The organism is Corallococcus sp. CA047B, assembly GCF_003612065.1.
GTDB classification, from domain to species: domain Bacteria; phylum Myxococcota; class Myxococcia; order Myxococcales; family Myxococcaceae; genus Corallococcus; species Corallococcus praedator.
The window spans coordinates 20,440-40,165 of record NZ_RAWD01000041.1 but is presented as its reverse complement, the minus strand read 5'-3'; the positions used below and the strand labels follow the sequence as shown (position 1 = coordinate 40,165).

Below are 19,726 nucleotides of genomic sequence, written 5' to 3'. Positions count from 1 at the left end.
GTTGCTGGGGCCGGCCGCCGAGCCCATCGGCGTGGAGCCTCGCGGGCAATGAATGCCATGCCGGGGTGAGGGCCCTTGGTGCATGGGGGCGGGGATGGTAGGGGGCTCGTCGCTCCTGAACGATGGGCGCAACGGCGGGCATCAAGCCGAGGAAGCTGATTACGAAAAATCCTGGGGCGTAAAAGGTCGAAGTCGAAGGGCCGCATGAGCCCTATTCTCATGACTCTCTGGCTCGAATGAAAGGACGTGGCCATGCATCTCCGAGCGTGCATCGCACTTCTCTTCTGCCTCTCTGCCTGCGCTACGTCAGCGCCGAGCCCACGAGCGCGCGTGAAGCAGAACCCAAGGATCGCCAACCTCCAGAGAGCGGCGACGCTGCCGTGGAGGGACGGGGGACGCTGCGTCGTGCAAGAGTCCTCCCAGCCATGGCCCGTGCTGGTGGAGCGGTGCTTTCATGCTCTCGACCAGGGACGGGTCCGGTTTCACGACACCACGGGCAGGTGCTCGGTCGCTTCTGTGGATGCGGCTGCATTGGGACTCGGCTTCTGTGTCTTGGCGGCGCCGGAGATCGCTGTGGGCGCGGTGATCGTCGTTGGCGTGGTGGTGGTGGGAGTCGTCATCAAGGGAGCGTTGGAGGCGTATGAACTGAGCGGGAGTAGCCGGGAGGAAGTCGAGCCCGCGCTCCAAACGAAGCCCGCTCCGCAGGAGTCCTCAACGAATCGGAAGCCCAAGCCCGAGCCATCAGGGCAGGACTGGTTCCCCCCGGTGCCGACCGAGCCAATGGAGCGAGAGCGCCGCCCGGAGTGCAGCCCCGTCCCGGTGCCGCACGCGGGTGGAGATCCCCCACATAACGAGTGCGCCGACAAGTTTCCGCCGAACCGCTACCCCGGCAAGGACGTGCTCGTTGGCGGCAAGCGCTTTGATGCGCTGCAAGTCGGCGTGCGTGTACTGTGGGAGATCAAGACCGACCAATTTGACACGTACAATGCCTTTCTCCAGGGTCAGGTGGTCAGAGAGCAGGCGGCCAAGATGCGGGAAGAGCGCAACATCGCGCCGTCATGTGGATATGGCTTCGTCGTTGGGGTGAGCACCGAAGCGCACAAAGATGCGCTGGAGCGTGCGGCGCCCGAACTGGAACTTGTCGTCACAGGGTGCAAGCGATGACGACGCAAAGCACTCTGGGTATCATTGTCTACGCGCCTGCTCTGCTTGCCAGGGACGGTCGCACGCTCGCTGTCGTCCATGGGATGGAGCGGACTTTCCCCGGCTTGCGCCTCGACTGGAAGGTTTCCGAAGACGGGCGCCCTATCGCATTACCGCAGCGCGACGCGTGGCTCGTCGAAGGGACCAAGGATGGGGGCTTCCCTCTCGTGTGCAACGGTGATGAGAGCTTCCCCGTGATGATTTATGGGTTGCAAACACCCGCGCGCCAGGCGCCGGGCGGGCAGCCGTTGCTCGATGTCCATGCAGAGCTGCCACTGGATGAGGCCGTGATTGCGGCAGCAGCGGATGTGCTTGGGGGCGTGGCAGAGGGGGCCCGCGCGTTTTGGGGGCATGCGACCCCCTCCAGCGCGGGTGTCGAGATCGCACGACAAACACGCGATCCGGTCCATAAGCCAGGGGTTCCGCCCCGGGGACTGCCAGCACTCAAACTGCCAGAGAAGATCCGCTCGCCTGAGATTCCCCATCGCCTTGGATGGCTGAATTACTGGTCTGCCGCTGCTGCACATGCCATCGGGTTTCCGGACCCCGCCCGCGATGCGGACCTGCTCTCTCGGGCGCGGCGCATTGAGGCGGGCGGGTGGGTTGTTCGGCTCACGGACGCGCCGCTGGACTTGGACAACGCCGCGCACCTGGACGCGCTGAAGCGGGCCTACGAGCGCTTCCCGGAGATCGGCGGGCGCGCAGCCCCTTGAGGTCCGGCACCGCTCGCGGGGCCTGCGGGAAGTCCCGTTCAGCAGGTCCCCGGCAGAGGAAGCTCATTACAAAGAACCCTGAGGCGTGAATCGATGGAACGACGTTTCTTTGACATGACCATCGACGTCTACGTTCCTGGACGCTGGTATTTCAAGACGCCGACGAATCCCGAGGGCCAGCCATTGGAGGACCCCTGGGTCTTCACGAACGGGGTGCCCATTGCTCCGCCAGGGCGGCTGCATGTTCCGCTCTCTCGTTCAGGGAGCCCCCTCGACTTCACCTCTGCGGGGGTAGGGTTCACGCCCATTCTCAGTGAGCGGGTTGCCGCAGTGTTTCGGGACATGGCGCTCCAAGACGTTCAGCTCTTCCCCGTGGAGGTCGAGGGGCAGACCCAGCCCTACTTCCTCCTGGTCGTGGCGCGCACGGTTCGCTGCATCGATGATGGGGCCAGTGAGGGGTTCCGTCTCTGGACGCCAGAGCAGGGGCGCCCTGAGAAGGTCGGGCAGTACCGGGCTGTTTCCGGATTGCGCATCGACACCACCAAGGTTGGTGACGAGCGTGTGTTCCGCTTGTGGGGACTGCCCTCCTCTCTGATCGTTGATGGCGAACTCAAAGCCGCACTGGAGCGCGCAGGCATCGTGGGCGGGCGCTTCGTCGCGGTCTAAATGGCGCGCTGCAGGAGCCTCCGCTCCTGCACGCCATCCGCGCTCCCTTCGGCTCAGGCACCGCGCGACGCGATGGGCTTCATCTGAGCCGCGAGGACCGCTTGAGCGCTGGACGCGTCTCGAAGCGCTCCTTGTAGGCCGTCAGTCGGCGTGGAACCTCGTGGGCAATGAATGCCATGCCGGGGTGAGGGCCCTTGGTGCAGGGAGGTGGGGATGGTAGGGGGCTCGTCGCTCCTGCGCGGTGGGAGCCTGGACCCATGGGGTGCTCATGAAAATGTGGCGTATCGCTGCGCTGTTGCTGCTGCTGACCGGATGCGCGACGGCGCGGGTGGTGAACCTCGACACCGGGCAGGGCAAGCCGATTGTCTACACGCCGGTCGAGACCGCGCCGGTCGAGGTCGGTGAAGAGGCCTTCAAGGACGCGGTCACGCAGCTCATCCTGGACATGAAGCTGGAGGTCGCGCTCCCGGAGGCTGAACAGGAGGGGCGCTCCCTGCTGGCCTCCACGGGTGGAATTGTCGAGGGCGCGCGGGGCCGCCCGGTGCCTGGGTCGGATGAGAGGATTTGTCAGCGGCGGGGCGACCCTGGCAGATGTCTGGGCCTGCTGACGGGGGACTTCGCCCTGGGGCCGATGGAGCGGCGGATGATGGCGATCTCCTTCGCGCTCGACACGGTGTGGGAGGGGGTGGAGGAGGCGCTCGAGGACCTGCTGAACCCCGCCGCGCTGCGGGCGATGGTCACGTCGATGATCGGCAGTGCGTTGGTGATGCTGGTCGCGCCGGAACCCATCACGAAGGCCATCGCACTTGCATTGACGGCTTCGCTCATCGCGTACCTGGGCACCGGTCCAGTGTGGAACCTGGGGCGAGGCTTCCTGCAACTCATGGATGCGTCAGGGGATGCCCGGAACCTGGCTGAGTTGGAGGAGGCGGGGCACCGGTTCGGAAGAGTGCTGGGGGACAATGGAGCCCGCGTCCTGGTGATCGTCGCGTTGACCGCGCTCGGCGGCAAGAAGGCAATGGCCTCGCAGGGGCCGAGGATGCCAGGCTTCGCACAGGCGAGCCTGCGGGCGCGGACGGAGGGTGGGTTCGAGTTGTCGCGGGCGCTGGCGGGTGAGGTCCAGGCCATCTCCCTGTCGTCGGCGGGAGTACTCAACGTCGCGCTCGCACCGACTGCGGTCGCGGCCGTCGCGATGGGGCCCGGAAACGGGCTCCAGGGAGACCCCGAGGGAGACATCCACCACATCTGCACGGACAAGAACGAGGTGTCCGATGCGTCAGGTGGACCGTGGACGCCCCTCTATGAAGATATTTTCCAGGTGGCCGGGATGAAGCTGAACGACCCCACGAACCAGGTTCGAATCCAGGGGCACAAGGGGCCGCACCCGCGCGAGTATCATGAGGAGGTTCTCCTCCGGATTCGGCGTGCGATGCTGGGGTGTCGAGATTCCGGGCAGTGCCGCTCCGCCTTGGTTGACGAACTGGCGAACATCGCGCGAGAACTCACGACCGCTGGTACCAAGCTGCGGAAACTCATCACGAAGAATCCGAAGGCGTGATTCACCATGCCGAGACATTTTTTTGAGCTTGATTTCGATGTCGATGTGCCAGGCCGCTGGTATCTGCGTGAACCCACGAATCTTGAAGGACAAGCGGTCCCTGATATCTGGGCGTTTGTTTACGGAAGGGCCGTGGCGGACCCTGGGAAGTTGCGTGTTCCGCTTTCTCGTCCTGGCAAACCTCTGGACTTCGACAAGACGACGGTCGCTGGCACCCCGATTGTCAGTGGACGGGTCGCAGCAGTATTCCGGGAGCTGGCACCGAACGATGTGCAACTCTTTCCCGTGGATGTTCAGGGCCAGCCTGAACCCTATTTCCTGCTGAACGTGGTCCACGTGGTTCGTTGCATCGATGACCCTGCATGTGAAGAGGCACGGCGTTGGACGTCAGAGGATGGTCGGCCAGACAAGGTTGGCGAGTACCATGTCGTCTCTGGCCTGCGTATCGATCCACTGGCGGTGAATGACGCAGTTGTCTTTCGGCCCTGGGGCTACCTGCTGCCAATCATCGTTGATGAGGACCTCAAGGCCGCCCTGGAGCGCATTGGCCTCGTGGGCGGACGCTTCGTCGCGGTTTGAATGGCGCACTGCAGGAACCCCCGCTCCTGCACGCCATCCGCGCTCCCTCCGGCTCAGGCCCCGCATCCGTGGTCCCTTGGATGTCGCGGAACACCGCGCAGGCCCCACGGCGTGGATGACGCAGCGTGTTCATGCTGGGAGGTGGTGTAGATCCATGGCCCATGAACCCCGCCCGCTCCGTCCTTTCCCCAGGCCTGCTCTGCCTCCTGCTGTGGATGCCCTTCGAGGCCCCGGCGCAGACCCCCCGGCCCCGTGCGCGGGCCAGTGATCTGGGCATTCCCTTTGGCGGAACACCGGGAGCGCTCAATGCCATCACGGATGTGAAGGGCGTGGAGGTGGGCCACACGACGCTCAACTCCGGCGCGGCCACGCCCGGCTCTCCACAGGTCCGGACCGGCGTCACCGCCGTGCTTCCCCGCGGCCGGGACGCGGTGGCGCAGCCGGTCTTCGCGGCGACCTACGCCTTGAACGGCAGCGGCGAGATGACCGGCACGCACTGGGTGAAGGAGTCGGGGCTGCTCTCCGGCCTCGTGATGATCACCAACACGCATGCCGTGGGCGCCGTGCATGAAGGCGTGATTGCCTGGTCCCAGAAGCGCAACCTGACCTGGGAGCTCGGGCTGCCCGTGGTGGCGGAGACCTGGGACGGCCTGCTGAACGACATCGACGGCTTCCACGTCCGGCCCGAACACGCGATGCAGGCCCTGGACGCCGCGCGACCGGGCCCCGTGCCCGAGGGCTCCGTCGGCGGCGGGACGGGGATGATCTGCCATGGCTTCAAGGGCGGCATCGGCACGTCGTCCCGCAGGCTCACGGTGGAGCAGGGCGGCTACACCGTCGGCATCCTGGTGCAATGCAACTACGGCAGCCGGCGGCTCTTCTCCGTCGCCGGAGTGCCCGTGGGCGAGGACCTCACCGACCTGCGCGCCTGCTACACGGGGCCCGAAGCGCCCAAAGGGCCCTTCTTCTCCCAGATGAAGCCCTGCTCGCAGCGCGCGAGCCTCAAGCCCACGCATCCGGAAGGGATGGGCTCCATCATCGTGGTGGTCGCCACCGACGCGCCGCTCCTGCCGCACCAGTTGGAGCGCGTGGTCCGGCGGGTGCCGCTCGCACTGGGCAAGATGGGCGCTCTGGGGGAGAACTTCTCCGGCGACATCTTCCTCGCGTTCTCCACCCAGCCCGTGCCGACCGCCAGCGTCGCCAGCGTCGGCATGCTCGACAACGAACGCATCACCCCGCTCTTCGAGGCCACCGTGCAGGCCACCCAGGAGGCCATCCTGAACGCGATGCTCGCCTCCGACACGATGACCGGGAACCAGGGCGCCCGCGTGTATGGCCTGCCGCACGAGCGACTCGTGAAGTCCCTGCGCAACGCCGGACGGCTGCCCCCGGCCCCGAAACCGAAGCAGGGCGGATGACAATGGCGCGGCGCGGACTTCCTCGCCTCCAGCCGCTGCGCCATGCTGCTTCGCGAGCGACCTTCGCCACGTCCCCGATGCGGGGGCGTCCGCTGGGGGCGCGTGTGCTGGAAGGGGATGCGGGATGGAGTTGACGGGAGAGTACGGACCTCCGCGGGACGAGCAGGAACTGGCCGCGGTGGTGGACATCACCACGCAGGCTTTCGCCATGGTCGCCGCGGACGCCGAGGGTGTGGTGCGCAAGAACCACGCGGCGGGGCTGCTGCGCCTGCTGCGTCACGACGGACAGGTCGCGGCGACGCTCACCCTCATCCGCATGGCCCAGTTCCTGGGCGGCCGCTCGGTGCCCATGATTGGCGTGGGGGGCGTGGGCGTCGCGCCCGAGCACCGGGGCGCCGGGGCCGCCACGCGCCTCTTCCATCACTTCCTGCGCGAGATGCGCGATGAAGGGGCGCCGCTGTCGGTGCTCTATCCCGCCACGCAGCCGCTCTACCGGCGCGTGGGCTACGAACAGTCCGGCGCGCGGTATGAAATCCACGTCGATGCCTCCGCGCTGGAGTTGGGGGAGCGCTCGCTGACGCTGCGGCCCATGCGGCCCTCGGACGAGGCGGCGGTGGACGCGTGCTACCGGCGCTTCGCCTCCCAGCGCCACGGCTGGCTGGACCGGGGTGACTACATCTGGCGGCGCGTGCGCACGCCGCGCCAGGACACGGCGCACGGCTTCGTCGTGGAGGGCGCCTCCGGCCTGGAGGGCTTCGTCTACCTCATCCGGAGCCTCGCGCCGCAGGGGGCCGTGCCCAAGCAGGTGCTGAAGCTCAACGACCTGGTGGCCACCACGCCCGCCGCCGCGCGCCGGCTCTTGCGCTTCCTGGGCGACCACCGCTCGCTGGCGCAGGACGTGGTGTGGTTCGGGGGTGCGGACGAGCCGCTCCTCGCGCTGCTGCGGGAACAGACGTACCAGCTGAAGCTGTCCATGCACTGGATGACGCGGCTTTTGAACGTGTCCCAGGCGCTGGAGGCTCGCGGCTGGCCCCCGGGCCTGTCCGGCGCGCTGCACCTGGACGTGGCGGACGACGTCCTCCCGGACAACCAGGGGCGCTTCGTGCTGGAGGTGGAAGGCGGCGCCGCGCGCGTGCGCAAGGGCGGAGACGGGCGGATGCGGCTGCACGTGCGCGCCCTGGCCCCGCTCTACACCGGCTTCCTCACGCCCCGGGCATTGCAGCTCGCCGGGATGCTGGAGGCGGACGAGGCGTCGCTCCAGGTGGCCGGTGCGCTGTTCTCCGGGCCCGCGCCGTCCATGCGCGACATGTTCTGACGGCGGCCAGGACGCGGCTACCCGTGGCCGGCCGGGAATGGTAGGAGCGGCGCTGTCTGGCTGGGAGGTTGTCACGTGCGCGCGTTCGTCACCGGTGGCTCGGGGTTCGTCGGGAAGCACCTGCTCGCGGCGCTCGCGAAGCGCGGGGAGCCGGCGCGCGCGCTGGCCCGTTCGCCCGCGTCCGTGGCCGCGGTGCAGGCCGCTGGCGGCGAGCCGTGGGAAGGCGACCTGAGCGACCCGGAGCGCCTGCGCCTGGGCATGGAGGGCTGCGACACCGTCTTCCATTCGGCCGCGCACGTGAAGATGTCCGGCCCGCGCGCGGAGTTCTACGACGTCAACGTGCGGGGCACGGAGGCCGTGCTGGAGGCGGCGCGCGCGGCGGGCGTGAAGCGCCTGGTGCACGTGAGCACGGAGGCCGTGCTGGTGGACGGCGGCCCCATGGTCCGCCTCAACGAAACCCACAAGCTGCCCCAGCGCCCCGTGGGCCCGTACCCGTCCACCAAGGGCGAGGCCGAACGGCGGGTGCTCAGCGTCAACTCGCCGGACTTCACCACCGTCGCGGTGCGGCCCCGGCTCGTCTGGGGACCGGGGGACACCACGGTGCTGCCGGCGCTGGTGGCCGCGGTGAAGGCAGGGCGCTTCCGCTGGATTGGCGGCGGGCGCTACCTGACGTCCACCTGCCACGTGGCCAACGCCGTGGAGGGCCTGCTGCTGGCCGCGGAGAAGGGCCGGGGGGGCCAGGCGTACTTCGTCACCGACGGACCCCCGGTGGAGTTCCGCGCCTTCGTCACCGCGCTCCTCAAGACGCAGGGCGTGGACCCTGGCGACAAGTCCCTGCCCACCGCGCTCGCGGCGATGGTGGCGGTGACGAGCGACCTGGTGTGGGACGTGCTGGGCCTCAAGAGCACCCCGCCGCTGTCGCGCACGGAGCTGTTGCTGGCGGGCCAGGAGGTGACGGTGAACGACGAGAAGGCCCGTCAGGAACTGGGCTACACGGGCAGCGTGTCGCGCGAGGAAGGCCTGCGTTCGCTGGCGGCGCAAGCTGGCTGAAGCGCTCGGCCCTCCAGGTGAGGTAGCCTCCCGGACCATGCGCAGGTTCGAGTTCGTCGACGGCAACAGCTCCAAGTTCTGGATGCCCGAGGTGCAGGGCGCCACCTTCATCGTCACCTACGGCCGCATCGGCACCGCCGGGCAGCGCAAGGAGAAGGCCTTCCCGGATGAGGAAGCCGCCCTGCGCGAGTACACCAAGAAGGTCGCGGAGAAGGTGCGCGAGGGCTACGCCGAGGTGGGCGCGGGCGAGGCTCCCGCCGCGCCGCCCCCGAAGGTCGCCGTCGCCGCCGCGCCCCCGAAGCTGGTGCTGCCCCGCCGCGTCGCGCCCGCCATGCCCGGCCCTGAATTGGTGTCCGCCGCGGGCGCCGCGCTGAGCTCGCTCCAGGCGCGCCTCAAGGGCCCCAGCTGGAAGGTGACGCGGCTGGCGCGCAAGGCCCGGCACGCGCTGCGGGCCCTGGGCGGCGTGGACCCGGCGGCGCACCCCGCGCTGGCCGCGCCCTTCGCGGCGCTGATGGCGCACGTGGTGGGGCCCAAGGCGGAAGGCCGGCTGCCGGTGCGCCACGCGCTGGGGCTGCTGTCCGCGGTGGACGTGGCCGCCTTCCAGCGGGCGACGGAGATGTGGAAGGCCGCGCCCGCGGGCTCGGTGCCGACGGGCGTGGCGGCGGCGCGGACGCTGGGCGACCCGGAGCTGGCGCTGCGCGTGACGGCGCTCCTCGCCGAGCGCCCGGACCTGCGCGACGGCTCCGAGGACGCGTGGACGAAGCGCTGGAGCGTCCTCAAGCCGCACGTGGAGGCCCACCTGGGCGGCGCGGGCAGCTCGCTCTCCGCCTTCATCGGCGGGGTGGACGCGGGCGGCGACGCGCACCTGTCGAAGCGGCTCGCCCGGCTGGGTGCGTGACGGGACGCGCGGCTCAGTGCGCCCCTTCGGTGGCGCTCGCGGACTCCGGCGCTGCGGGAGCCGGGACGGAGGTGGGCTCGCGGTCCATCTCCTCGGTGGGATAGCCGCGCGCCGCCTCCAGGTACTTCCTCGGCTGGACCTTCCGGCGATCCGCCTTGGAGAGTCCCTGGGGGCTCAGCAGCGTGGGCTCTGCCTCACCCGTCTTGTCCACGACGTGCCCGTCGCAGAAGAGCCACTCGGTGTGCCCGTCCGGCGACTGCCGCGCGAAGTAGAGGTCCGGCTGGCCCACCTGCGGAGCCTTCGAGCACCACGTCCCGCGCGCCTTCTCCTCGCGCGCCGGGGCCTCCTCCCGCCACTTCTCCTGGAACTCGCGCAGCGCGGCCGCGGCCTGGACCTGGGGGCCCAGCGCCAGGCGCTCCCGTGCCTCCTTCACCCGCTCCGCGCCCAGCTTCGCCAGGTCCGGGAACGCGCCCGTGCGCCGGAAGTCGCAGGACTGCAGGGCCTTGAGGTTGCCTTCGTGCACCTTCAGCACCGGGGGCAGCGTGCGCAGCCCCTCTTCCAGCAGCGCCAGGTGCTGGGGCTGGTCCGGCGACTTCGGATCCTGCGCGTGCTCCGTCTCCCGGACGAAGCGCCCCAGCAGGCCGTTGACCGCCGTCAGCTCGTCGGAGAACCAGCGCGGCTCCGAGTCACAAGGGCTCGCCTTCGACCCCGTGTAGTCCCGATACTCCGCGCGCGACATGCCCAGGGCATAGTGCTGGATGGGAGGAGCCTGCTTCGCCGCGCATCCACCCAGCACCGCCCCCAGTCCCAGGAGCGCGATTCGCCGACCCATTGCCATCATCGGTCCAGTCTGCCATCCGCTTTGAGGCCAAACAAACTTCCAGGAGGGCATCCGGAGGCTTCCTCTTCTGGGGGGCATCCGGCCAGGGGGGAGAGGACGTGAGTGACATGGTTGTGACAACGCGGACGCCAGGGATGCAGGCGCTGCGACCCGGGGTACGAGGCGGGACATGAAGCCCCGGGTCCTCCTCCTCATTGGCGTGCTGGCCGCGGCGTTCGGGGTGTTCTACCTGCTGGCGGCCCCGGACGCGTCGCGCGCGGTGTCCCCGGGCGCGGAGCCGGAAGCCGTGCGCCCGCCGTCGCGCCGCAAGGTGACGGACATCACCTTCCTCTACAGCACGGAGAAGCGCGAGTGGGTGGAGGCGGCGCTCGCGGAGTTCCAGCCCACGCACCCGCACGTGCGGGTGACGCTGGTGGGGCGGGGCTCCCTGGACGCGGCCCAGGCCATCCTGGAAGGCCGCGAGCAGCCCACGGTGTGGAGCCCCGCGGACAGCGCCGTGCTGCGCATGCTCGCGGCGGACTGGGCGACGGACACCTCGCACGGGCCGCTGTTCGCGACGCAGGGCGAAGCCGCGCCGCAGCCGCTGGTGATTACGCCCCTGGTCTTCGTGGGCTGGCAGGACCGGATGGAGGTGCTGCGCAAGGCGGGCGGAGGCGGGGGCCTGTCGTGGAAGACGCTCCAGCGCGCGGTGGCGAGCGACCAGGGCTGGCCCTCGGTGGGGGGCCCCGCGGAGTGGGGCTTCGTGAAGCTGGGCCACACCGACCCGACGAAGTCCAACTCCGGCCTGCAAGCGCTGCTGTCCGCGACGCTGGAGTACCTGGGGCGCCGCGCGGGCGTGAAGCAGCAGGATTTGCTGTCGCCGGGCTATCAGGAATGGCTCAAGCACCTGGAGCGGGGCGTGACGCGCTTCGAGCCCTCCACCGGCATCTTCATGACGGACCTGGTGCGCTTCGGCCCGTCCCGCTACGACCTGGCGCTGGTGTACGAGAGCCTGGTCATCTCGCAGCTGGGTCACGCGCAGGGACGGTGGGGAACGCTCCAGGTGGACTACCCGCCGGTGACGCTGTGGAGCGACCATCCGGCGGCGGTGCTCCAGGCGGACTGGGTGACGCCCGAGCAGCGCGAGGCGGCGCTGGAGTGGGTGGGCTTCCTGCGCAGCAAGCCGGTGCAGGCGCGGGCCCTGGCGTTCGGCTTCCGGCCGGCGGATCCGTCGGTGCCGCTGAAGACGCAGGACGCGGACAACCCCTTCACGCGGCTTGCGGCCCACGGCATCCGGGTGGACGTGCCGCCCGCGGCGGAGGTGCCGGACGTGGCCGTGCTGCGCACCCTGCTGGACCTGTGGTCGCGCATCGGCGTGGGGCGTTGAACTGCTGCCTTCGCGCCCCCGTGAAGGAGGCGCGAAGGCGATGACTCACGGGGCGATGGAGCGCTCGAAGACGGCGAGCTGCGCTTCCAGCTTCCACTGCAGGGACGCCCGCTTGTTGGCGGCGAGGAAGCCCTCGCAGGACGCGGACAGGGTGGCCTCCTCCGGCTTGTCGGAGGCGCAGGCGGTCGCGGCGGTGGTGAAGTCATCGCGGCGGACCCAGAGGCTGTCGCCCTCCGCGAAGGCATGCTCCAGGCTGGCGCGCGCCATCTTCTTGAGCGTCTTGTAGTCGAGCCCCTGGGCGGTGGCGGCGGCGACATACTCCTGGGTGATGTCTCCGCGCAGGATGCCCGAGTCGTCCGTCGCCAGGGCCACCGGCACGTTGTTCTTCAGGTACGCGGCCAGCGGGTGCGCGTCTCCGGACATGCCCAGCAGGACGCGGTTGGACGTCAGGCAGATCTCCACCATCACGCCCGCGGCGCTCATGTCGCGCAGCAGGTCCTCGGCGCCGTCGCCGGCCGTCTCGCTCAGCACGTCCGCGCCGTGGCCGATGCGCTCCGCGTGGGCCTTCTCCACGGCCTCGCGGATGTGGAAGTTCATGTGCTGCTGGTCCTGCGCGCCGAGCACCGACGGGATGAGCTCCCCGGCGTGCAGCGACACGTGCACCAGCTTGCGGCCGACCTCCTGGTCGTTGAAGTCGTCGAGCGTGCCCAGGGCGAACATCTCATCCTGGTAGAACGCGAGCGAGTTGGCGTTCTCCTCCGGGGACACCAGGTTCACGCCGACGATTTCGGGCACCTTCTGGGCCAGCTCATAGGCATACACCCACTGGCCGAAGACGTTCGTCCGGTCCGCGGTGCGGTTGGCGGAGACGAGCAGGCGCACGTCCACGTCGCAGCCGGGGTCCTTCTGGGCCGTGTCACAGCCGAGCAGCGTGCGGGCCCCCTTCAGCGTGTTCGCGATGCTGGTGGCCTGCGCCGTCAGGGCGTTCTGGAAGTCCGGCAGTGCGATGAGCTGCTGCCGCTTCGCCAGCAGGGTCGCCTTGTCCCAGGTGTCCGTGGACGTGAACAGCGGCGTCGCGAGGCTGCCACCCCGGCCCGCGCCAAAGCCTTGCATCAGCTCCACGTAGACCTGATGGTGCTTGCCCGCGCGTGACAGGATGTCCGCGTAGCTGTCGTCATTGCGCGAATCGAGCTGCACGGCGCCGTACTTGCCGAAGGCATCGAAGAAGTGCTGGTGCGCGGTCAGCAGGGGACCCGGGTGGTCCTCCATGGACCAGGCGCTCATCACGGCGTCATAGAGGGCGCGGTCGCTCTCCGTGGTGGACAGGGGGACGGCGCCCACCGCGCAGGGGTTGCTGGCCACGTAGGTCGTCGTGTTCACGCACGCGCCGTCCTCCGCGCCCCAGGCAATCAGCTTCTCGGTGGTGATGGCGCCGGACGTGTGGCTGTGCAGGTCGCCGCCCTTGGGCATGGAGAACAGGAAGGTCCCCAGCGCCGTGGAGTCGCTTCGCAGCGACTCCATGTGCTCGTTGACCCGCTCCTCTCGCGTCTTCTCCACCGGCGGGATGGGATCTTCTTCATTGCAGGCACTCAAACCGAGCGCGGCGACGATGGCGAAGGAGGAGAACTTGATCATGGCGGTGGGGCAGTCCTTGTGGAGAGAGGGGGCGCTCCGTACAGGCTGCCCAGGAGAACGAGAAGGACTTTTCTCGTCTATCCAGGTTTACGAGAATGTGTATGAGAATGACTTCAAGAGGGACCCAGGGCAGAGGTCTCCTGGTGCGGCTTCCGACCCGGGGATGAAGGGGGCGGCGGAAGGTGGACATTTGGAAGCGGGGAGGGCGCTGGCGAGGATGGCCGGGCGGCCTTGGCCCGTGTCACGCTCGACGGGCATGCGATGCCACCGGTTCGTCCTCCTGCTGTCGTGTGGAGTCGTCGCGCTCGCGGGCTGCCGCGGTTCGACGCGGGCTCCTGACGCCCCCGCGTCCCCGGAGGTGCTCCGCCCCGTGGCGTCCTTCTCGAACATCGAGAACAAGGAGGCGCGCTCGGTGGCGCTCTTCCTCGAAGCGGGCCGGGTGATTGCCCATCCGCGCTGCACCAACTGCCACCCGGCGGACGGACGGCCCCGGCAGGGGATGGAGCAGCACGCCCATGTCCCGGCGGTGGTGGGCGGAGCGGACGGCCACGGTCCGCCCGGGCTGCCCTGCACGTCCTGTCATCAGGCGACGAACACGCCCACGGTGGGGGCCACCGTGGCCAGCATCCCTGGCAATCCGAAGTGGGCCCTGGCGCCCGTGGAGATGGCGTGGGTGGGGCACTCGTTGGGCGCCATCTGCGAACAGCTCAAGGACCCAAAGCGCAACGGGGGCAAGGACCTGGCGGCCCTCCAGCACCACATGGCGAAGGATGAACTCGTGGGCTGGGGCTGGAACCCGGGCCCGGGACGGCAGCCGGTGCCCGGCACGCAGGCCGCGTTCGGTGAGCTCTTCCAGGCATGGGTGGACTCCGGCGCCTACTGCCCGGCGCCCTGAGCCCGTCGCAGCGCTGACAGTCGCTCCGCCGTCAGCGGCAGGTCGCGCACGCGCAGCCCCGTCGCATCGAACACGGCGTTGGCGAGCGCCGCGGGTGTGGGGCCCTGACTCGCCTCGCCCGCGCCCAGGAATGGCTCCTCCGGACGGTCGATGAGCTGCACGTCCACCGGCGGCGCCTCGGAGAACGTGAGGAGGGGATAACCCTCCCAGTCGCGTGACAGGATGCGCCGGGTGTCGTGGCGGACGGCCTCCTTCAGGCTCCAGCTCAATGACTGGAGCAGGCCCCCTTCCAGTTGGTTGGCCAGTCCATCCGGGTTGACGACCTCACCCGCGTCGGCGGCGATGACGGCGCGCACCACGCGAGGGGCGTGCGTCGCCGGATCCACGAAGACCTCCAGGCACACGGCGCAGTACGTCGCCAGGTTCTTGTACCGGGCGAAGGCCAGGCCCCGGCCGTGGTGCGGCCTGCGCTCGAAGCGACTCCAGCCGAACCGCTCCGTCGCGCGGGCGATGACCGCCTTCGCCCGTTCATCCTGGAGCTGACGCAAACGGTACTCCACCGGATCCACGCCCGCCGCGTGCGCCAGCTCATCCATGAAGGACTCGATGGAGAAGACGTTCGCGTAGGCGCCCAGGCCGCGCATCGATGACACCCGCAGGGGCATCGCCCTCACGAAGTGTGTCTTCACCTGCTGCCCGGGAAAGGCATACAGGGGGATGGCATTGCGGTCGGCGGAGTAGTTCGGCGGCCCGCCATTTCGCGGCACGGGCTGCTTGAAGGGCTTCGCCAACGAACGGCCCGCGAGCAGGTTGCCGGGCTCGCCGCTGGGGCGGGTGCCATGCGACGTGGACCACAGCGCGTAATCCCAGTCGAGCACGTCCTCATTCCCATCCACGCCCGCGCTCACCTTCGTCACCATCGCGGCGCCATACGGCTCGTGGGTGTGTTCATCCTCGCGGGACCACTGCACGCGCACGGCGCGGCCGGGCAGGGCGCGGGCGAGCAGCGCCGCATCGGCCGCCACGTCGTCCGCGCCGTTGTGGCCATAGCAGCCGGAGCCCTCCACGTGCCTGCCGTGCACCTGGGTTTTGGGAAGCCCCAGCAGCTTCGCGATGGCTTCGGAGGTTTCAAAGACACTCTGACTGTGGGTGTCCACCGTCATCGTGGCGCCGTCCCACGCCGCCACGGCGCAGGAAGGGCCAATGGACGCATGCATCTGGTACGGCCGGCGGTAGGTGGCTTCCAGCGTGCGCGTGGGGGCGACGTCGGTGGGACGCTCGATGTGTTGGATGACCGTGTCCTGCGTGGGCTGTGACAGCAACCACGCATGCGGATCCACGGGCAGGGGCTGTCCGTCCTTCCACCGCGCGGCGAGGGCCAGGGCGGCGGCGGCCTTCACCGCCTGCCATTCCCGCGTGGCGATGACGCCCAGGAAGTCGCCGTCCCGCACCACCTTCAGCACGCCGGGCATCGCGGACACCTTCGCCGTGTCCACCCCGACCAGGGAGGCGTCCGGCGTGGGCGCGCGCACGATACGCCCATGCACCAGCGTGTCGGGACGCAGGTCCTGGACGAAGCGCGCCTCACCCGCCACCTTGGCGGGCAGGTCCACCCGGGGCAGGGGCTTGCCTGCGTGTCGTCGCTGGGAGGCGGGCTTGGGCGCGACGGTGCCGGTGGCCTCGCGGTTCAAGACCTTCCCGCCGACGAGCGCCCAGTACGTGACCGCGCCACCACCCGTGTCCTTCACGGTGCCGTCCTGGACGCGCAGCCGCTTCGCCGGGACGCGCAGTCGCTCGGCGGCCAGGGACACGAGCAACGCGCGCACCTCCGCCGAAGCCTGACGCACGGCCGCGCCGGCGTTGGGAATGGACATGCTGCCGGCGGTGACGCCCTCGGGGGGGCAGACGCGGGTGTCCCCGGAGAGGATGCGCAGTCGGGCTGGTTCGACGTCCAGCTCGTCCGCGCACAATTGCCCCAGCGCGGTGAGGATGCCCTGGCCCAGCTCCACCTTGCCCGTCATCAACGTGACGACGCCGTCCGCGCCGATGCGCAACCACGCATCGAGTCTGGGCGTGCGCGCCAGGTCTCCAGGCAACCGCGGCTTCGGCGTCTGCGCGAGGAGCGCGGGCCCCGCAAGCGAGAAGGCCAGCACCAGCGAGCCCTTCAACACCGAGCGCCGGGAGACGGGCGCGTTCATTCCGCCAGCTCCGCCGCCGCGCGCTGCACGGCGCGCACGATGCGGTTGTGCGAACCACACCGGCACAGGTTCGCATCCAGCGCGGTCCGGATGTCCGCCTCCGTGGGCGAGCGCTTCTGCCGGAGCAGTCCCGCCGCGGACATGATCATCCCCGGGATGCAGTACGCGCACTGCCCGGCCTGCTCGGCCAGGAAGGCCCGCTGGAGCGCATGCAGCGTTCCATCCGGGGCGCGCAGGCCCTCCAGCGTGGTGAGCGCCCGTCCCTGGAGGGACACCGCCGGCACGAGGCACGAGCGCACTGGCGCCCCGTCACGCAGCACGGTGCAGGCACCACACTGGCCCACGCCGCAGCCGTACTTCGCTCCGTTGAGGCGCAGGTGGTCGCGGAGCACGTAGAGGAGGGGAATGTCCTCCTCCCCCTCACCTGGCTCGATGACGTGGGGCGCTCCGTTGACGTTCAGCGTGAAGGCCATCGGCCGGGCTCCTCCCAGGGGAGGCGCGGAAACTATCAAGCCAGCGGCGCCCGGCGGGCCCTGCTCCAGGAGGGAACGTCCACCTCCCGTCAGCGGGGCGACCTACTGGGGACGCATCAGGAAGTCCGCAACGCGCAGGGCCCAGGCCTCGGCGGAGTCCAGCTCCGAGCGGGCTTCGGCGTAGCGGTCCAACGACGCGTCCGAACCATCCCGCGAGAAGACGGCCTCGTTGAACTCCTTCTGCGCGTTGCCCAGCCACTGGCTGGCCCGCATGCGCAGCCAATGCGCCACCTGCGGAGTGTGCTCCACCTGGTGGAGGTCCAGCTCCGAAGGGTGAATCTCCGCCGACTCTCCCTGCTTCTCAAACTCTGGCATCTCGTTCATGTCCGGATGGTCGGCATGGACCCAAGAGCAGGCACCCGGCCCGCCTGGACGAGACCGGTGTTGAAAGCACATCACTTGGAGGGGGGAGGGCTCACGCCGCTTGACGGAAGGGGAGTCCTTCAGGGCTGCTCAGATAACGCCGTCCCAACCGTGATCATTCCGACGGAAGGCGTCCCGGATGGCGTGGACGAGGGGCTCGGGCAGCTCTCCCTTGTCCAGGGTCCTCGCGTTGGCGCGCAGGTTCTCCAACTGCGTGGTGCCCACGATGCAGGTCGCGACCCCGGGCGCGTACGCGGTGAAGCGCAGCGCTAATTCCGGCCACGACAGCCCGTCTGTCTTCAGGTCCATGCGCCGCATCCGGTCCCAGTACTCGCCGACGTCGTGCGAGGCCGGACGGTCGTCCGCGAAGCGCCACGGGGCATTGGCCAGGGGCCGCTTGGCGATGACGCCCACGCCGCGCGACACGGCCTTCGCCACGCCATGGTCGAGCGAGCGCTGGTCGAAGAGGTTCACGGACGTCTGCACCACCGCGAACACGCCCGTCTCCAGCGCGGCGTCCAGCCCGGCGTTGTCGCCCGAGTACGCGGCGGCGCGCACCTTGCCCGCCTGCACCGCGCGGGTGAGGGCCTCCAGCAGGCCGGGGCGGTGCAGCACGTCCGGGGGACACGAGTGGAAGTGCAGCACGTCCAGCACGTCGGTGCGCAGGCGCTGGAGGGCCAGGTCCACGCCGCGCGTGATGCACTCGGGCGTCCAGTCCTCCACGCCGGGCACGCCGTAGCCACACTTGGTGGACAGCACGAACTCCCGGCGCCGCGAGGCGAGGTGCCGGCCGATCCGCTCCTCGGACACGCCGTAGCTGGGAGCGGTGTCGATGAGGGTGATGCCCGCGTCCAGCACGCCGTGCAGCAGCGCGCCCGCGTCGGAGTCACTGAGCGCTTCGCTGCCCACGGGGCCCGCGCCGAAGCCGAGCGCGGACACGGTGAGGCCACTGTTTCCAAGGGGGCGCTGAATCATCGCTGGGGGCCTTCGCCACGCGCGGCCAGGTCGATGAAGCCGCGGATCCAGGTGAGGTTCACGGTGTCGCACGTCGTCATCGGCGTGGGCGTGGTGGTCTCCAGCGCGGCGGTGTACGGCACGCCCTGACGCATGTACCAGTCGGTGACGCTGCCATCGTGGAAGACGACGAAGCCGTTCTCGTCGGCGTAGCTGTTGTCATCCACCTTGCGGCTGCGCACCACGGTGGCGTGCGGGGCGCAGGCCTCCATCAGCGGACGGTAGGCGGCCTTGTCCCCGAAGATGTACGCGTACGTGGCGACGCCGCCCAGGTAGTTGTCCTGGTGGATGTCGAGCGCGGCGTCGGGAGGTGGGAAGCGCGCCAGGTCGGCGCGAACCGCGCGCGTCTCCTTGGGGCCGCCGTCGTACAGGGCCCAGCGCAGGATGGGCGGGTCGCCGATGAGCTCACCGCGCCACTCGCCGGGGGCGATCTCGTAGCGCATGAAGTCGTTGTTGGGACGCTCGCCGCTGCGGTTGTAGCGCGTGCCGTCCTCGAAGCCGGAGGGGTTGATGCACGGGTAGACGCGCAGCCCCACACCCTTCGACTTCGCGTAGGCGACGACGTCGGGCAGATGCTGGGCGAGCGTCAGGGGGCCCGCGGGCTCCTCGCCGTGGAAGCCGGAGGTGATGACGAGCCAGCGTTCGCCGGGGACGATGAGGCGGAAGAGCGGGTAGTCGCGCCCTCCTTCATGCACCTGTCCGTATTCGGTGAGTTCGCCCAGGGAGGCGTGGGCACGGATGCGTCGAGCGTATTCGGTGTAATCCACCGTCCGACCATATCCGCGCGAACACGCCCTGCCCACGCTGGAACACGGTGTTCCGAAGAATCTGTCTTCCCGAGCGCAACCCGAGCGGCCCGTCCCGGGAAGAGGACGGGCCGCTCTTGGGGACGGAGCTACTTCTGTCCGGTGCGCTCGCGGTACTCGCTGGCCAGCTCCTGACGCTGGGCCGGGGTGAGGGTGCGGTGCATCTCCAGCACGGCGTCCGTCGCCTTGTGGGCGAAGGCGCGGAAGGCGTCGATGCGCGTGTCCACCAGCGCGTGCAGCTTCGCGGCGTCGGGCGTCGGCGATTCAAGCTGGGCGAGGGCTTCCGTGCGGACGGCCTGCTGTCCCTCCATGAGCTGCTGGCCCTCCGCGAGCAGGCGGTCCTTCACGGCGTGGATGGACGAGCGCTGCGCCTCGGTGGCGTCCAGGTCATCCAGCTTGTCGTCCAGCTTCCACGTCACCATCTGCTTGATGCGCTCCGGGTCCGGTGAGCCGTGATGACCACCGCGGCCGCCGAAGCCGAAGCCGGTGAGCAGGGTGACGGCGACAACGGCGGTACCGGCGATGATGAGCTTCTTCTTCATGGCGTTCTGTCTCCAGGCGTGGGGTTCGTTTCTGCTTCCTGACTGGAGCCAATATGCGAGCCGACCATTGCGTGGGTTTGAGCGGGGCGTGAAGAAGTGTGTAGGGGACGCTCCGTCAGGTTCGACTTGGAAT

General features: G+C 69.5%; 19 protein-coding genes. 11 read left to right on the top strand and 8 right to left on the bottom strand.

From position 1 onward, the window contains the following. Positions 1 to 252: 252 nt before the first annotated feature. From D7X74_RS09895 to D7X74_RS09855, 9 genes are all read left to right on the top strand, one after another. Positions 253 to 1,164 (top strand): DUF6310 domain-containing protein, encoded by a 912-nt coding sequence (locus tag D7X74_RS09895; RefSeq protein WP_120532679.1) that lies wholly within the window; start codon positions 253 to 255, stop codon positions 1,162 to 1,164. After that, positions 1,161 to 1,916, top strand: coding sequence for a DUF5953 family protein (locus tag D7X74_RS09890; RefSeq protein ID WP_120532678.1), 756 nt, complete (start codon positions 1,161 to 1,163; stop codon positions 1,914 to 1,916). The genes D7X74_RS09895 and D7X74_RS09890 overlap by 4 nt, the downstream gene beginning before the upstream one ends. Before the next feature lie 114 nt (positions 1,917 to 2,030). Next, positions 2,031 to 2,582, top strand: a complete 552-nt coding sequence (locus D7X74_RS09885; RefSeq protein WP_370450732.1) for an imm11 family protein — start codon at positions 2,031 to 2,033, stop codon at positions 2,580 to 2,582. A 268-nt stretch (positions 2,583 to 2,850) separates the two neighbouring features. Then, complete coding sequence (locus D7X74_RS09880; protein ID WP_120532682.1) at positions 2,851 to 4,140, top strand: AHH domain-containing protein; 1,290 nt, start codon at positions 2,851 to 2,853, stop codon at positions 4,138 to 4,140. A 6-nt stretch (positions 4,141 to 4,146) separates the two neighbouring features. Further along, positions 4,147 to 4,719 (top strand): imm11 family protein, encoded by a 573-nt coding sequence (locus D7X74_RS09875; RefSeq protein WP_120532676.1) that lies wholly within the window; start codon positions 4,147 to 4,149, stop codon positions 4,717 to 4,719. A gap of 161 nt (positions 4,720 to 4,880) precedes the next feature. Further along, positions 4,881 to 6,137 (top strand): P1 family peptidase, encoded by a 1,257-nt coding sequence (locus tag D7X74_RS09870; RefSeq protein WP_120532675.1) that lies wholly within the window; start codon positions 4,881 to 4,883, stop codon positions 6,135 to 6,137. Between the two features lie 124 nt (positions 6,138 to 6,261). Beyond that, positions 6,262 to 7,452 (top strand): enhanced intracellular survival protein Eis, encoded by a 1,191-nt coding sequence (gene eis / locus D7X74_RS09865; RefSeq protein WP_120532674.1) that lies wholly within the window; start codon positions 6,262 to 6,264, stop codon positions 7,450 to 7,452. A 75-nt stretch (positions 7,453 to 7,527) separates the two neighbouring features. Then, positions 7,528 to 8,502, top strand: coding sequence for an NAD(P)-dependent oxidoreductase (locus D7X74_RS09860; protein WP_120532673.1), 975 nt, complete (start codon positions 7,528 to 7,530; stop codon positions 8,500 to 8,502). A 37-nt stretch (positions 8,503 to 8,539) separates the two neighbouring features. Further along, the gene (locus D7X74_RS09855; RefSeq protein ID WP_120532672.1) at positions 8,540 to 9,400 is read left to right on the top strand and encodes a WGR domain-containing protein; all 861 of its coding nucleotides are present in this window, start codon (positions 8,540 to 8,542) and stop codon (positions 9,398 to 9,400) included. 13 nt (positions 9,401 to 9,413) lie between these two features. On the opposite strand, the gene D7X74_RS09850 is transcribed toward D7X74_RS09855, so the two are convergent. Beyond that, the gene (locus D7X74_RS09850; protein WP_233595506.1) at positions 9,414 to 10,232 is read right to left on the bottom strand and encodes a hypothetical protein; all 819 of its coding nucleotides are present in this window, start codon (positions 10,230 to 10,232) and stop codon (positions 9,414 to 9,416) included. A gap of 178 nt (positions 10,233 to 10,410) precedes the next feature. On the opposite strand from D7X74_RS09850, the gene D7X74_RS09845 reads away from it, so the two are divergent. Continuing rightward, on the top strand, positions 10,411 to 11,607 hold the full coding sequence (locus D7X74_RS09845) for a substrate-binding domain-containing protein (protein WP_120532670.1): 1,197 nt from the start codon (positions 10,411 to 10,413) through the stop codon (positions 11,605 to 11,607). A gap of 45 nt (positions 11,608 to 11,652) precedes the next feature. Here the strand turns inward: D7X74_RS09845 and D7X74_RS09840 are convergent, their stop codons facing one another. Further along, positions 11,653 to 13,242 carry an adenosine deaminase gene (locus D7X74_RS09840; protein WP_120532669.1) on the bottom strand — a complete coding sequence of 530 codons (1,590 nt, stop codon included), beginning with the start codon at positions 13,240 to 13,242 and terminating at the stop codon, positions 11,653 to 11,655. A 256-nt stretch (positions 13,243 to 13,498) separates the two neighbouring features. Between D7X74_RS09840 and D7X74_RS09835 the strand changes: the two genes are divergently transcribed. Next, positions 13,499 to 14,137, top strand: a complete 639-nt coding sequence (locus D7X74_RS09835) for an Isoquinoline 1-oxidoreductase subunit (protein WP_120532681.1) — start codon at positions 13,499 to 13,501, stop codon at positions 14,135 to 14,137. Here D7X74_RS09835 and D7X74_RS09830 read toward each other — a convergent pair. From D7X74_RS09830 to D7X74_RS09805, 6 genes are all read right to left on the bottom strand, one after another. Next, on the bottom strand, positions 14,119 to 16,335 hold the full coding sequence (locus D7X74_RS09830) for a molybdopterin cofactor-binding domain-containing protein (RefSeq protein WP_120532668.1): 2,217 nt from the start codon (positions 16,333 to 16,335) through the stop codon (positions 14,119 to 14,121). The genes D7X74_RS09835 and D7X74_RS09830 overlap by 19 nt on opposite strands. Continuing rightward, positions 16,332 to 16,808 carry a (2Fe-2S)-binding protein gene (locus D7X74_RS09825; protein ID WP_120532667.1) on the bottom strand — a complete coding sequence of 159 codons (477 nt, stop codon included), beginning with the start codon at positions 16,806 to 16,808 and terminating at the stop codon, positions 16,332 to 16,334. The genes D7X74_RS09830 and D7X74_RS09825 overlap by 4 nt, the downstream gene beginning before the upstream one ends. A gap of 102 nt (positions 16,809 to 16,910) precedes the next feature. After that, on the bottom strand, positions 16,911 to 17,183 hold the full coding sequence (locus tag D7X74_RS09820) for a FruA-associating protein, FapA (RefSeq protein ID WP_233602044.1): 273 nt from the start codon (positions 17,181 to 17,183) through the stop codon (positions 16,911 to 16,913). A gap of 138 nt (positions 17,184 to 17,321) precedes the next feature. After that, a complete protein-coding gene (locus D7X74_RS09815; protein ID WP_120532665.1) occupies positions 17,322 to 18,206 on the bottom strand; it encodes an aldo/keto reductase in 885 nt (294 codons plus the stop codon). Continuing rightward, the gene (locus tag D7X74_RS09810; protein WP_120532664.1) at positions 18,203 to 19,012 is read right to left on the bottom strand and encodes a hypothetical protein; all 810 of its coding nucleotides are present in this window, start codon (positions 19,010 to 19,012) and stop codon (positions 18,203 to 18,205) included. Before D7X74_RS09810 ends, D7X74_RS09815 begins: the two co-directional genes overlap by 4 nt. Before the next feature lie 128 nt (positions 19,013 to 19,140). Continuing rightward, a complete protein-coding gene (locus D7X74_RS09805; protein ID WP_120532663.1) occupies positions 19,141 to 19,593 on the bottom strand; it encodes a Spy/CpxP family protein refolding chaperone in 453 nt (150 codons plus the stop codon). Positions 19,594 to 19,726: the final 133 nt, after the last annotated feature.